The sequence below is a fragment of the Amycolatopsis sp. NBC_00348 genome, from assembly GCF_036114655.1.
Lineage (GTDB): Bacteria > Actinomycetota > Actinomycetes > Mycobacteriales > Pseudonocardiaceae > Amycolatopsis.
The window spans coordinates 1,490,309-1,503,629 of record NZ_CP107994.1 but is presented as its reverse complement, the minus strand read 5'-3'; the positions used below and the strand labels follow the sequence as shown (position 1 = coordinate 1,503,629).

Sequence of the window (13,321 nt, the reverse complement as noted above, 5' to 3'; positions counted from 1 at the left end):
CGGGAGGACGTCGTGCGGATCGGCGAACTGGCGGCACAAGCCGGGGTGAGTGTGCGGTCCCTGCGCTACTACGAACAGCAGGGGCTGCTCACCAGCACCCGCAGCAGCAGCGGGCAACGGCACTACACGGACGGCGAAATCGAGCGGGTCGCCTTCATCCAGCGCCTGTTCGACGCCGGCCTGTCCAGCCGCACGATCGCCGAGCTGCTGCCCTGCGTCGAGTCCCCCAGCGAGGGCAACTCGGACGCCGCGTTCGCGCGGATGCAGCAGGAACGCGACCGGCTGACCCAGCACATCGCCGACCTCGTCCACACCCGTGACTCGCTCGACGGGCTCCTCGCCGCGAACCGGGCCCACCGCGCGTCGTTCCGGGCGGCGGTCGGCGGCTGACGCGGTCCGCCGGCCGCGCTCAGTGCGATTCGACGAGCGCGGCCATCCGGTCGAGGGTACGGCGCATGGCCCCACGCGCCGCCCAGCGACCCAGCGTGACGACCACCCGCAGCGGCTCTTCGCTCAGGTCCCAGCTCTCCCGGACCAGCGTGCCGTCGCCGTCCGGCTCGAACTCGTAACGCCAGATCCGGCCGCCGAACACCAGGCGCCACTTGACGGAGTCCTCGTGCGGCCGGCTCTGCCAGGCGAATCGCCGGCCGGGCACGGCCTCGATCACCGTGCTCGTCATGACGTACTTGCCGCGGAGGTCCATCCTCATGCCGAAGTGGTCGCCGAGACGCAGCGGCCGCACGGGTGAGCTGATGTCGATCGGCTCGACCAAGGAGCCGGACCCGTCGATGTCCTTGTGCCGCAACGGATCCGCGACCACCGCGTACACCCGGTCCGCGGGGGCGGCGATGCGGCGTTCGACGGACACGACCCAGCGGCTCATGCCGCCACCCTATCCGCCGCCGGCACGGATCGGCGGGTGTGGAGCGCGAGGTTCGCGCCCAGCGCGGCACCGAGGATCCCGAGCGCCGGGACGACCAGCCCGGACCCGGCCAGTGACAGCAGCCACGCCCCCGCCAGCGCACTGGCGACCGCGGCCACGGCACCGGTGACCCGCCCGCGGGTTCCCGGGGTGGCGAGGTACGCGCCGAGCCCGATCAGCAGTCCGGCGCCGGGCACCACCACGAGCGGCCCGGCGATGAACCAGGAGGGCGCGAGGGTCCAGGCGAACAGGACCCCCAGGAACCAGCCACCGAGGCCCAGCGGCAGCACGATCAGCGCCCGGACCCACCGGCTCAGCGGCACCGCCGCGGCGTCGCCTGCGGGCGAGCAGGCCGAGCACGAGCAGCCCGAGCAGCACCCCGCCGGTCGTGACGCCGACCAGGAGCCCGGCGATCGTGGACATGCTCAGCGGCACCGCCGCGAAGTCGACCGGACGCCGGTCGAACTGCGAGCTGTCGACGCGGCCGGTGTCGAAGAACGTGGTCAGCAGTCAAAGCGCCGGGCGGACCAGGCTGCGGGCACGATCGCGATGAGGATCCCGGCGACGGCGATCGTCAGGGTCGCGCGCGTGCCCACCGACTCGGCGAAGATTCCCGCGGCCAGGGCGCCCAGTGGCATGGTTCCCCAGATGAGCACGCGCATGCTCGTGTGGACGCGGCCGCGCAGGGCGTCCGGGGTCAGGTGCTGGCGGCGGGTCATCACGATCACGTTGTAGGTCGTGCCGCCGGCGGCGTGGATGACGATTCCCGTTGCGGCCAAGGCCAAGCCGAGCGGGCCCGGCTGGGCGAGCGGGAGCAGCAGGTGGGGTGGCCACGTCAGCACCGGCACCAGCCAGTTGGCGCGAGCCGCCCCGAGGCGGCGGGTCCAGCGGCCGGTCGTCGCGGCGCCGATGACGCTGCCCACGCCCGACAGGGCCAGCAGCACGCCCGCGCCCGCCGCGTCCAGGTGCAGGTCGTGCGTGAAGAACAGGATCTCCATGGACATGATGCCGGCGGTGAAGAACGCGGCGACGGAACTCGCGATGGCCAGCGGGCGGAGCTGGCGGTGGCGCACGATGTAGCGGAGGCCCTCGGCGATCTCGGTGCGCAGCCGCACCTTCCGCGGCCGCCGCGGGATCGGCGGCACGGTGGCCCGGACGCGCGACAGGAGCGCGGCCGACGCCAGGTAGCCCGCCCCGGTGAGCACCAGACCGGACGCGGCCCCGATCACGCGCGTGATCAGGCCGCCGATGCCGGGCCCGGCGGCCGCGGCAACCGACAGGGTGATCTGCAGGCGCGCGTAGCCGGTTTCCAGGTTCTCCAGCCCGATCACCACCGGCAGGTACGCCTGGTAGGCGGCGTCGAAGAACACGGTCGCGACGCCGACGAGCACCGCCGTGACGAGCAGCTGCCCGAAGTCCAGCACCCCGGTCCAGCCCGCGACCGGCAGCCCGAAGAACAGCAGGGCCCGGACGACGTCGGCGCCGACGAGCACCGCGCGGCGGTGGCGGGTCCGGTCGATCCAGGCACCGGCGGGCAGGCCGATGACCAGGAACGCCACGGTCTCCGCCGCGGTGAGCAGGCCCATCTGCAGTGGCGTGGCGCCGAGGGTGGTCGCGGCGAGCAGGGGCACCAGCGCGGTCGCGGCGGCGGTACCCAGCTGGGAGGCGGCGTCCGCGGTCCACAGGAACCGGAACGCGCGGTGCCCGCGCAGCCCGGCCGTCGACGTGTCCGGCGAGGCGTCGGTCACGGGCCCGGCCGCACCGACGGGACCACCCGGCCGGGCGGCGGACGCCGATCCGCGTGGTAGGGCAGCACGACGGCGTACCCGTCGTCCAGCCGCAGGGCGAGCTGGTGCGCCGCCAGCTGGTCGACGAGGTCCGCCGCCGCCCCGCCGGCCGGCGGCCGGTCCGTGCCGGCCAGGGTCCGGAACGCGCCGACCCAGCCGGCTTCGACGTGGACGCGGTTGATCGGCCCGCCCGGGCGGGTGTCGTGGACGAGGACGAACCCCGGGCCGTACCGGTAGGTGCAGCTGCCGACGTCGTGGGCGGCCCGCCAGCGGCGCCCGGGCTCCCCACCGTCCCGTGGTGGCGGCAGGTGGCACAACGCGCGTTCGGGAACGGTGTCCGGCAACGGCTTCCGCAAGGTCCAGTCCACCGGGACGAACGCCGCCGCGGCGGTGGCGAGCAAGCGCACCATCGTCGCGTCGCGGTGCGCGGACTCGCCGAAGGCGAACGGCTCCGGCAGCCGCAGCCGTTGCGCACTCGCGGCCAGTCCGGCCACGACCCGCAGTGCGCCACCGGGATCGGCGTCGATCCGGTCGAAGCCGAGGTCGACCGCCTCGGGCCACGCCGGGTGCGGAGCGGACAGGGTACGCATGTGGCTCCTCCTCAGGCGGACGGCGTGAGCACCGACAACGGCAAGTGGGCCTTCCCCGCCACGGCGGGCGAAGTGGCCAGGGTGATCCACAAATCGCCGTCGGTGAAGACCAGGCCGGCCTCCCCGAGCCGGCGAAGCCAGTGGTCGAAGTCGTCCGGATCCCAGTCGTGGTGCTGTTCGTGGTTCAGTTCGGCGAGGACCCGGAGCGGGGCGCGGCCGGTTTCCAGCGCTCGCCAGGCCGCGATCTCCCGCGGGTGCTCGAGCACGTGGTCGACCGGCGCCCAGCCGTGGCGCCGGTCCCGGATCACCACGACGTCGCCGAGGGTGCGGGCGATCAGCGCACTCCCCGCGTAGCCCGCGGTCCACGCGGCCAGCGCGTCGACCAGCGGCCCGACCTCCGCGGCCGTGAGTCCCTGGTCCGGGGTGTCGAAGGAGTAGACGAGTTCCGCGAGCCGCGCCGGATCGTCGATGTCGTGGACGAAGCGCGCCCCCGCCGCCGGACGACGCTCGGTGAAGCCTTGGCGCGGGTCGTCGAAGTTCGGCGAAAACCGTTGCAGGGCAATCCGTGCCGCACCACTGGGCGGTTGCAGGTGTACCAGGGCGGGCAGCTGGGCCACGACCGCGGCGTAGTCCGCCGCGCGTTCGCCCGGAAAGCCGTACAACCAGTTCCAGGCGACGGTGAGCCCGGCGGAGGCGCCGTCACGCAGCATCCGCACGTTGTGTGCCCCGCGGACACCCTTGCGCATCCGGCGCAGCACGTCGTCGACCAGGCTCTCGACGCCGGGCTGGACGTCCCACACCCCGGCCGCCCGCAGCGCGGCCACGTCCTCGATCCGCGCGTTGGCCTTGATCTCGTAGTGGATGCGCAGGTCGTGGCCGGCGCCGGCCAGGTCCGGCAGCGCCGACCGGTAGAACTCGTTGGGCAGGATGTTGTCGATCGTGGTGACGTCGAGGATCCGGTGCCGGCGCACCAGCCCGAGCACTTCGTCCACAAAGGACTCGGCGGGCTTGGCCCGGTAGGTCATCGCGGTGCCGTTGAGGCCGCAGAAGACGCAGTGGTGTTTCGCGCCCCACCAGCAGCCGCGGGAGGACTCCACGACCAGCTCCGGTTCGACGCGGGCCGCGACGGAAGCGGGAACGGCGGCGAACCAGTCGTCGTAGTCCGGTGTCGTGATCGACGCCGGCGGGACCAGCCGGGACGGGGCCGGGCTGACCCGGGTGGCGCCGTCATCGGCCCGCCAGCACAGCTGGGGCACGTCGTCGAGGCCGTCACGGGTTCCGGTCGCGTCGCAGTCGGCGAGAGCCCGTAGCAGTTTCGGGAAGTTCACGTCGGCCTCGCCGCGCAGGACGTAGTCGACGAACGGGTACTCCCGGTGCAGCGCCACGCCCATCGGGCCGTCGGTCGAGTAGCCGCCGACCAGGATCCGCACGTCGGGTCGCCGGTCCTTGATCCGCCGGGCCACCGCGAGGCTGGCGATGGTCTGGCTGAAGGTCGCGCTGAAGCCGACCAGTTCCGGCTCGCACTCGAGAATGGCGTCGGTGGCCTGATCGGTGAATTCGTCCGCGAGGTCGCGAACCGCCGCGGCGACGCGGAAGGGCAGGCCGGCGCGGCGGGCCAGATCCCGCATGCCCGCATAACCGAAACCGGGTCCGTTGAGCGCGCCCGCGAAGATCCATTCGCCGAGCGAATGGTGGAACCCGGTGTCCGCCATTTCCGCGTAATCGCCCACGGTCAGACCGGCCCGCAGCATCATTTCGGCGAAGGCGAGACTGCCGTGGTAGGAAACCGGGACCGGAAGTCCCTCCCGCGCGCAGGCCGCGCGCAGTACGCCGAGTGCGAGGGAGGGACGGTGCAGCGAGTGCCACGGCATCGACACCAGGCAGGTGCGGGGCGTCGAACCGTTTGTTCGGCCGGTCAGCGCGGTTTCGCGGCGTCGGCTTTTCCGGCTTCGTTGTACATGGTCACGCCGCGGCCGGTGCCGGCGTGCTCGTCACGTTCGGCCAGGTGTGTCACGGTGAGCGCGGACGCCGGAGCGGCGGTAGGCCGAATGCCGCGGCCGGCATCGGAACGCTCATCGGTTTCCGCGAGATTCGTCATCGTGGGCGTGGATTTCATCTTTCCCCCTCGTTTCGACGCGTTTTCCGAAACTTGGTGACGCACCGGCGGGGTCGTCCGCCGGCCGCCTCGAAACTACAGGGTAAATCCCGCGAGCCTCGTCGGTAAAGCGTTTCCTCGGCTACGGATCGGGTCAGCCGCCGGAGACCAGTGCGGCGGCCTCGGGACTGTGGAGCCATTCGGTGTAGCTCGGCCCGAGGATGGTCGCGCCCGCCCGGGGCAGGAGGCCGTCCGCGGCAATGCCGGTCACGGTGTGCTCGTCGGTCCGCAGCTCCAGCCGCAGGTCGAAGTGGTCGACGAAGGCACGGGCGAGGTCGAGCACCTCGGCCGGGTCCGGGCCGGCGATGTCGGGGGTGCGGCCCCGCGCGGGCCGCTCGGCGACCTCGACGAGCGCCGCGGCCACCGCCGTCGCGGCCACGGTCTGCACGCGCAGGTCGAACACCGTGGCGTGGTCGCCGTCGCGGGTCCGGCCCACGAGCTGCCCGGGAAACTCGTGGAAGTGGGTCGCGCGCACGATCGTGGCGGGGACCGGCCCCGCACCGGCCGCGCGCTCGTGCGCCTCCTTCGCGCGGAAGTAGCCGAACCCGGTGTCGTCGATCCCCACGACCGACAGGGTCACGATGTGCCGCACCCCCCGCTCGGCGCCGACGCGCTGCAGGGTGGCCGCGGCAGTGGTGAAGAACCGCGTGGCCGGCTCTTCGTCCAGGGACGTGGCGTTGCTGACGTCGACCACGGCGTCGATGCCGTCCAGCGCGGCGCTCAGCCCGGCTCCGTCCAGGAGGTCGACGCCGGCCAGCGCCGTCACCGTGTGGCCGCGCCCGCGAGCCGCCTCGACGACGTGCGGGCCGACCAGCTCGTCCGCTCCGGCCACGGCGATGCGCACACTCTCCCCCGTCCTGTGCACGGTCCAAGGCGTGCCGGACCGACGGTAGACAGCGGCGCCGGACGGCGCAACGACGGCCGGCCGCCACGCTGCGAGCGGGCGGCCGGTCCCGCACGATGAGTGCAGGACCGTCTGGGGAGACACATGGAACGCTTGCTCGACCTCTTCGCGGCCAGGGTCGCCGAGAGCCCTGACGCGACCGCGCTCCTGTTCGCGGGCGAGCGGATGTCCTTCGCACAGCTCGACCGCGAGGCCAACCGCGTCGCCCACTACGTCGCCGGGCGGGGCCTGGGGCCCGAGGACCTGGTGGGGCTGCGGATGGACCGCGGGTTCGAGATGGCGGTCGGCGTGCTCGGCGTCCTCAAAGCCGGTGCGGCCTGCCTGCCGCTCGATCCCGTGTACCCGTCCGACCTCGTGGCCTGGATGGGCGCGGACGCGGGCGTCTCGCTCGTGCTCACCAACACCACCGAGGTCGCGGCCGACGTCCGGCTCGGCGACGCCGTGGCCGGACAGCACGACCACGCCCCCGGCGTCGAGCTCCGGCCCGAGAACCTCGCCTACGTCATGTACACCTCGGGCTCGTCGGGCAAGCCCAAGCCGGTGGGCGTCGAGCACCGCCACCTCGAGCACGTCTTCGCGGCGTGGGACGAGCTGTTCCGGCTGCGCGAGGAGCCGCTGACCTTCGTCTCCGTCATCGGGATCGGCGTCGACCTCTTCTTCGCCGACCTGCTGCGCTCGGTGTTCGCGGGCGGGACGATGGTCATCGCGACGCGCGAGGCGGTGGCCGACCCGGCCGAGCTGCTCGCCGAGTTCCGCCGCCACGGCGGCGACGCGACCGAACTGGTGCCCGCCCAGGCGAAGGCGCTCGGCCGCGCGGGTGAGCTGCCCGTCATGCGCCTGATGTCGGTCGGCTCGGAGGGGTGGCCCGCGGCCGACTTCCGCGAGCTCGCCGGGCGGCTGCACCCGGGCTCGGTGGTGCTCAACGCCTACGGCCTCACCGAGACCACCGTGGACTCCCTCCTGCTGCGCCCGGACCTCGACGTGCTCGGCGACACCGCGGTCGTGCCGCTCGGCACGCCGATCCCCCGCGTCCACACCCACGTCCTCGACGATCGGCTCGAGCCGGTCGAGCCGGGCGGGATCGGCGAGCTCTACATCGGCGGCGCGGGCGTGGCCCGCGGCTACCGCGACCGGCCCGCGCAGACCGCGTCCCTGTTCGTCGCCGACCCGTGCACCGCGGGGGCGCGGATGTACCGCACCGGCGACGTCGTGCGGACCCGCGCCGACGGCAACCTCGACTACCTCGGGCGGAGCACCGACCAGATCGCGCAGCCGGGTCCGCGGGTGGAGCTCGCCGCGATCGAGGACGCGCTGCTGCGGGAGCCGGGGGTCGTCCGCGCCGCCGCCGCCCTGCGTGACGGGCGGGTGATCGGCTACGTCGTGGGCCCCGCCGAGGCCGGGCACCTGCGGTCCGCGCTCGCCGGGCGGCTGCCCGCGCACCTGGTCCCGCACCGGGTGCTCGTCCTCGACCGGATGCCGCTGCTGCCCAACGGGAAGCTGAACCGCCGCGAGCTGCCCACGCCCGAAGGCTGACGTCGTCGTCCGTCCCGGCAGGCGACCCGTGCTCCCGGCATCGGCAGTCGGCCCTCAAGATACCGACATTCGGCGGTAGATAGACGTCCGACTTGTCTGCTTCGATTCTCCCAGATCGTTTTACAACGTTGTAAAAATGAAGGGGATCTCGCCGATGAGAAGAGCCGCTTCCGTCCTCCTCGCCTTGCTGGTGGCGCTGGGCGTGGCGTCGGGAACGCCGCCCGCAGGTGCCGCCGAGCCCGTGCACGGCCTGAAGGCCGAGTACTTCACGCCGTCGTCGCCGGACGCGCACGACTTCGCCGACCTGGCCGGCACCGCGCTCGACTCGGAGGTCGACCACCCGGACCTGACCTCGGTCTTCGGGTTGGTCACCGGGCGCACGGAGCACACGACCGCCCGGTGGACCGGGCAGATCGCCGTGCCGCAGACCGGTGATTACACCTTCTACGCCATCGGCGACAACGGGTTCCGGCTGTTCATCGACGGCGCCCCGGTGATCGACCACTGGGTCGGCGACTGGGACACCGAGCAGACCGGCGCGCCGGTCACGCTGACCGCCGGCAAGCAGTACGACTTCAAGCTGGAGATGTTCCAGGACACCGGCGGCGCCAACATGTTCCTGCGCTGGTCGAGCGCGGCCATCGCGAAGCAGATCGTGCCGCTGTCGGCGTTCACGCCGCCGGCCGGCTACCAGGTCGTGCCGCGCACGGCGGAGGTGTCCCAGGACGGCCGCACGCTCACGGCCGGCTTCGACGGCCGCGTCTCGGGCTCGAACGACTTGACGGACCACCTGCGGATCGACGTCGACGCGACGCCGATGCCGGTCTCGTCCATCACGGCGAACCGCGACCGGGTCACGATCCGGCTGGCCGAGAGGGTCCTGAAGGGCCAGCGCGTCAGCGTCTACTACGACGGCGCCGGCGCGCTCGCGGTGAACGGCACGAAGATCGGCAAGGTCATCCGCAGTGCCGCGAACACGTCGACGGAACGGCTCCGGACGACGTGGGGCGAGAACGTCGACACGCGCCACCCGCTGCCGGAGTACCCGCGGCCGCAGCTCGAGCGCGACAAGTGGGTCAACCTCAACGGCCCGTGGGAGTTCTCGGCCGCCAAGGAGGGCCAGCAGCCCACGTTCGGCAAGCGGCTGCCCGAGAAGGTCGTCGTGCCCTACCCGATCGAGTCGCAGCTCTCCGGGCTCGAACGGCACGAGGACCACATGTTCTACCGCCGCACGGTCACCGTCCCGCGCGACTGGAAGATCGGCGGCGGGCAGCGCCTCAAGCTCAACTTCGGCGCGGTCGACTACCAGGCCAAGGTCTGGGTGAACGGCAAGGTCGTCGCCGAGCACACCGGCGGTTACACGGCGTTCAGCGCCGACATCACCGACGCGCTCAAGCGCGGTGACGAGCAGGAGATCGTCGTCGCCGTCACCGACACGACCGGTCCGTACCAGCCCAAGGGCAAGCAGTCCCCCAACCCCGGCGGCATCTTCTACACCCCGTCTTCGGGCATCTGGCAGACCGTGTGGCTGGAGCCGGTGGCGGACAAGGGCATCGACGAGATCAAGACGACTCCCGACCTGACCACCAGCTCACTGGCGATCAACGTCAAGTCCGCGGGCAACGCCACCGTCACGGCGGTCGCCAAGGACGCGCGCGGCCGGCAGGTCGGCACGGTCAGCGGACCGGCGAACGCGAACCTGAAGCTGGCCGTGCCGAACCCGCACCTGTGGACGCCGGACGACCCGTACCTGTACCAGCTGGAGATCAAGCTGGGCGGCGACAAGGTCAAGAGCTACTTCGGCATGCGGTCCACCGGCGTCACGAACGTCGGCGGCGTCCCGAAGCTGACGCTCAACGGCAAGCCGTACTTCTCCCTGATGCAGCTGGACCAGGGCTTCTACCCGGACGGCCTGAACACCGCGCCGAGCGACGACGCCCTCGTCTTCGACCTGAAGGCGCAGAAGGACCTCGGCTTCAACGCCGTCCGCAAGCACATCAAGGTCGAGCCGGCCCGCTGGTACTACCACGCGGACCAGCTGGGACTGCTGGTCTGGCAGGACTTCGTGTCCCTCGACGACGGCAACAACCCCGCGGCGCAGCAGGCGTGGCTCAGCCAGGGCCTGGAAGAGATGCACCAGCTGCAGAACTACCCGTCGGTCTACGCCTGGGTCGTGTTCAACGAGGGCTGGGGCGAGTGGGACAAGACGGCCACCGGCCGGATCGCCGACCAGGTCAAGGCCGCCGACCCGAGCCGGATCGTCAACGCCCACAGCGGGGTGAACTGCTGCGCGTCCAAGGGCGACTCGGGCCGCGGTGACGTCATCGACCACCACGACTACAACAACACCGACCCGGCCGCCTCGGACGGCAGGCGCGTCGCGATGGACGGCGAGCACGGCGGCTTCACGCTGCGCACGCCGGGTCACCAGTGGCCGGGTGCGCCGATCGCGATCTACAGCGGCGTGGCGGACAAGGCGGCGCTGACGGCGAAGTACGTCGACAACACCCGCACGTTCTACCTCGGGCAGGCCAGGGCCGAGCTGTCGGCCTCGGTCTACACGCAGGTCACCGACCTGGAAGGCGAGCTCAACGGGCTCTGGACCTACGACCGCAAGCGCCTCAAGGTCGACCCCGGTCCCGTCCGCGAGATCAACCGGCGCGTGATCGAGGCGGGCGCCAACGCGGGCAAGCCGTACCCCTACGCGAGCAAGGGCGAGTGGAACCTCGACGAGCGCAAGGGAACGACCGCCAAGGACTCGAGCGGCGGCAACAACCCGCTGACGCTCACCCCGACCGGGGTGGCGTTCAAGGACGGCGCGCTGCAGTTCACCGGCGGCTCCGCCGACACCTACGGCCCGGTCGTCGACACGACCGGTGACTACACCGTGTCCGCGAAGGTACGGCTCGACGAGCTGCCCGGCAACTACGCGACCGCGGTGAGCCAGGACGGCCGGGAGCGGGAAAGCCCGTTCTACCTGCAGTACGGGCAGGGCGCGTTCGCGTTCAGCACGCCCGGCGGCAACCGGGCCCGGTACGACGTCGTGCCGGAGATCGGCCGCTGGTACGAGCTCACGGGAGTGCGGGCCGGCAACGAGATCCGGCTCTACGTGGACGGCGTGCAGGTCGCGACGGCCCCGGCCGGACCGGCCGTCGCCGGCACCGGCGCGTTCACGCTCGGACGGGCCAAGTACAACGGCGGCAACACCGACTTCTGGCGCGGCGCGGTCGACGACGTCCACGTGGTCGGCAAGGCGCTGACGGACGCGGAGGTGGGCCTGCTCTCTTGATGCCTCCGGTGTCTTGAACCGGTGACGCGGGTGCCGCGCTCTCCATCGCGGCACCCGCGTCCGCTCGACTCGCGTTGACCACCGCACTCCGCACTCCGTAGGTTCGACACCGAACGAGGAGGTCCGGAATGAGCCACCTGGTGCGATTCACCGACGGAACCGGCGACATCCGGGTCGGGCTGCTCGCCGACGAGCAACTGAGGCCGCTCGCGGTGGCGTCGATGAGCGACCTGTTGCGCCACACCGTGGCGGAGATCCGCGAACTCGCCGAGGCCGCCGGGGGGCCCGTGCCCACGGACGGGACGCGCCTGCTGCCACCACTCGACGGGCGCATGGAGGTGTGGGCCGCCGGGGTGACCTACCAGCGGTCCGAGGAGGCCCGCCGCGAGGAGAGCGCCGACGAGGACGTCTACGCGCGGGTGTACCGCGCGGAGCGGCCCGAGCTGTTCTTCAAGTCGGCCGCGTGGCGCGTGGTCACCGACGGCGAGCCGATCGCCGTCCGCGCCGATTCCGCCAACAACGTGCCGGAGCCGGAACTCGGGCTGCTGCTGACCGGTGCCGGGGAGGTCGCCGGGTACGTGGTGGTCGACGACGTCAGCTCCCGCAGCATCGAAGGCGAGAACCCGTTGTACCTCCCGCAGGCCAAGATCTACACCGGTTCGTGCGCGATATCGGCCCGGGTGCGACCGGCGTGGGAGGTGCCGGACCCGCTGTCGCTCAGCCTCCGCATGCGCATCCTGCGCGACGGCCAGGAGGTGTTCGACGGCGAGTCCAGCACCGCCCAGCTCAACCGCGCACCGGCCGGACTGGTCGAGTACCTGTGGCGGGACAACGACTTCCCCGACGGCGCCGTCCTTTCGACGGGCACGTCCGTGGTGCCGGGCCTCGATCAGGGGCTGCGGCCGGGAGACGTCGTCGAGATCGAGATCGGCGAAGTCGGATCTCTGCACTCCCCCGTGGTGCTCGGCGCGGACGAGGTGCGCCGGGCGCTCGCCGCGCGCTGAAACGCACCACTACAGCTAAAACCGGTTGGCGGTCAGTGGTGGACCTGCCACTGATCGTTGGCGTGCACCACGGTGCGAGACAGGTTCGGGCACAGGAAGTTCGCGGCCGAGGAGTTGGAGATCACCGACGTGTTGCCCGTGCCCGCGGCCTGCCAGGAGCCGTTCAGCTTGATCTTGTAGCTGCTGCTCTCGATGTTCCGGGTGCCCAGCGCGGTGCAGTAGGCCGCGGTGGTGCTGCCACTGGCGTAGACCTCGAAGATGTTCCAGCTGCGGTTGTCCCGGGACTGGTCGGTGCCCGACTGCGTGTAGAGCACGTCCCACCGGTTGGCGTGGTAGTTGAACAGCGACGAGGTCCAGGTGTTCTTGCCCGCGTCGGTCTGCTCGACCTTGCCGTGGTAGGAGTCGTGGCCGTTGACCGAAGTCACGTAGTTGGTGCGGAACGCGGCATCGATGTTCACCGACTTGGCCACGTGCACGCCGACGCACCAGTCCCAGGCCCAGACCTGCTTGGCCCCGCCGGAGTAGGCGGTCACCAGCTCCACACAGGACCCCGGGGCCTTCATCGTCGGGGCGTAGAGGGTGTCGCCGGAGACGCTGAGGTCGCTGTAGGCCGACTGGACGGCGTCCTGCCCGGTGACCGCGCTGCCACCGGTGTAGACGCCCCAGTCGTCGTGGATGCTGGTGGCCTCGGTGCGGTGGCCGGCCTGCCCGGTGCGGATCTCCCGGAACCGGTCGGCCGCGGCGACCTGGGTGGTGCCGTCGACCGCGCCGGCCACGGCGGTGCCCGGCGCCGCCATCGAGGCCGGCGCCGCGATCGCGGTGGCCGGCACGCAGAGGAAGACCGCGGCGGAGAGTGCGACGAGGGATTTTCGCATCAGAACTCCTAGTCTGAAAGCGCATCGCTCAGGCTCCGGTCCGGTGCGTGAGCGGAGGCCCGCTCACGCAGGCCGGGAACGCACCCGCCGTCGACGACGCGTGCGAAACAGGCGCACGGGGCCGTGGCCCCGCACGCGGATCAGGAGATGACCAGCTTCAGGCGGTGCTTCTGCGGAAACTCTTTCGACGCATTTCGGGGACCACCTCCGGGGACAGGGAGATATTCACCCACCAGTGTGAGAAGGGTCTTCCCCGTGGTCT

The 13,321-nt window shown here is 71.8% G+C and carries 12 protein-coding genes; 4 read left to right on the top strand and 8 right to left on the bottom strand.

The window, feature by feature from the left end; genetic code table 11:
* The first annotated feature begins 12 nt into the window (after positions 1-12).
* Positions 13-390, top strand: a complete 378-nt coding sequence (locus OHS58_RS06705) for a MerR family transcriptional regulator (protein ID WP_326950713.1) — start codon at positions 13-15, stop codon at positions 388-390.
* Between the two features lie 19 nt (positions 391-409).
* Here the strand turns inward: OHS58_RS06705 and OHS58_RS06700 are convergent, their stop codons facing one another.
* The 7 genes from OHS58_RS06700 to OHS58_RS06670 form a co-directional block, all read right to left on the bottom strand.
* A complete protein-coding gene (locus OHS58_RS06700; protein WP_328647542.1) occupies positions 410-883 on the bottom strand; it encodes an SRPBCC family protein in 474 nt (157 codons plus the stop codon).
* Positions 880-1,245 carry a hypothetical protein gene (locus tag OHS58_RS06695; protein WP_328647541.1) on the bottom strand — a complete coding sequence of 122 codons (366 nt, stop codon included), beginning with the start codon at positions 1,243-1,245 and terminating at the stop codon, positions 880-882. The genes OHS58_RS06700 and OHS58_RS06695 overlap by 4 nt, the downstream gene beginning before the upstream one ends.
* A gap of 180 nt (positions 1,246-1,425) precedes the next feature.
* Positions 1,426-2,670, bottom strand: coding sequence for an MFS transporter (locus OHS58_RS06690; RefSeq protein ID WP_328647540.1), 1,245 nt, complete (start codon positions 2,668-2,670; stop codon positions 1,426-1,428).
* Entirely contained in the window at positions 2,667-3,299 is a 633-nt protein-coding gene (locus OHS58_RS06685) for a DUF5825 family protein (protein ID WP_328647539.1), read from the bottom strand. Before OHS58_RS06685 ends, OHS58_RS06690 begins: the two co-directional genes overlap by 4 nt.
* An 11-nt stretch (positions 3,300-3,310) precedes the next feature.
* The gene (locus tag OHS58_RS06680; RefSeq protein WP_328647538.1) at positions 3,311-5,170 is read right to left on the bottom strand and encodes a RiPP maturation radical SAM C-methyltransferase; all 1,860 of its coding nucleotides are present in this window, start codon (positions 5,168-5,170) and stop codon (positions 3,311-3,313) included.
* 44 nt (positions 5,171-5,214) lie between these two features.
* The gene (locus OHS58_RS06675; RefSeq protein ID WP_326950719.1) at positions 5,215-5,415 is read right to left on the bottom strand and encodes a hypothetical protein; all 201 of its coding nucleotides are present in this window, start codon (positions 5,413-5,415) and stop codon (positions 5,215-5,217) included.
* Positions 5,416-5,548: 133 nt separating this feature from the next.
* Positions 5,549-6,298, bottom strand: coding sequence for an SDR family oxidoreductase (locus OHS58_RS06670; RefSeq protein WP_328647537.1), 750 nt, complete (start codon positions 6,296-6,298; stop codon positions 5,549-5,551).
* Positions 6,299-6,442: 144 nt separating this feature from the next.
* Between OHS58_RS06670 and OHS58_RS06665 the strand changes: the two genes are divergently transcribed.
* From OHS58_RS06665 to OHS58_RS06655, 3 genes are all read left to right on the top strand, one after another.
* Positions 6,443-7,891, top strand: coding sequence for an amino acid adenylation domain-containing protein (locus OHS58_RS06665; protein ID WP_328647536.1), 1,449 nt, complete (start codon positions 6,443-6,445; stop codon positions 7,889-7,891).
* A 154-nt stretch (positions 7,892-8,045) separates the two neighbouring features.
* Complete coding sequence (locus OHS58_RS06660) at positions 8,046-11,180, top strand: LamG-like jellyroll fold domain-containing protein (RefSeq protein ID WP_328647535.1); 3,135 nt, start codon at positions 8,046-8,048, stop codon at positions 11,178-11,180.
* A 128-nt stretch (positions 11,181-11,308) separates the two neighbouring features.
* Positions 11,309-12,184, top strand: coding sequence for a fumarylacetoacetate hydrolase family protein (locus OHS58_RS06655; RefSeq protein ID WP_328647534.1), 876 nt, complete (start codon positions 11,309-11,311; stop codon positions 12,182-12,184).
* Between the two features lie 32 nt (positions 12,185-12,216).
* Here OHS58_RS06655 and OHS58_RS06650 read toward each other — a convergent pair whose 3' ends face one another.
* Positions 12,217-13,059 carry a carbohydrate-binding protein gene (locus OHS58_RS06650; RefSeq protein WP_328647533.1) on the bottom strand — a complete coding sequence of 281 codons (843 nt, stop codon included), beginning with the start codon at positions 13,057-13,059 and terminating at the stop codon, positions 12,217-12,219.
* Positions 13,060-13,321: the final 262 nt, after the last annotated feature.

What these genes read in the sequence shown, in the direction of transcription:
- OHS58_RS06680 (WP_328647538.1), bottom strand. Translation starts at nt 5,170, where the DNA reads ATGCCGTGGCACTCGCTGCACCGTCCCTCCCTCGCACTCGGCGTACTG.
- OHS58_RS06660 (WP_328647535.1), top strand. Translation starts at nt 8,046, where the DNA reads ATGAGAAGAGCCGCTTCCGTCCTCCTCGCCTTGCTGGTGGCGCTGGGC.
- OHS58_RS06650 (WP_328647533.1), bottom strand. Translation starts at nt 13,059, where the DNA reads ATGCGAAAATCCCTCGTCGCACTCTCCGCCGCGGTCTTCCTCTGCGTG.
- OHS58_RS06700 (WP_328647542.1), bottom strand. Translation starts at nt 883, where the DNA reads ATGAGCCGCTGGGTCGTGTCCGTCGAACGCCGCATCGCCGCCCCCGCG.
- OHS58_RS06685 (WP_328647539.1), bottom strand. Translation starts at nt 3,299, where the DNA reads ATGCGTACCCTGTCCGCTCCGCACCCGGCGTGGCCCGAGGCGGTCGAC.
- OHS58_RS06655 (WP_328647534.1), top strand. Translation starts at nt 11,309, where the DNA reads ATGAGCCACCTGGTGCGATTCACCGACGGAACCGGCGACATCCGGGTC.
- OHS58_RS06665 (WP_328647536.1), top strand. Translation starts at nt 6,443, where the DNA reads ATGGAACGCTTGCTCGACCTCTTCGCGGCCAGGGTCGCCGAGAGCCCT.
- OHS58_RS06675 (WP_326950719.1), bottom strand. Translation starts at nt 5,415, where the DNA reads ATGAAATCCACGCCCACGATGACGAATCTCGCGGAAACCGATGAGCGT.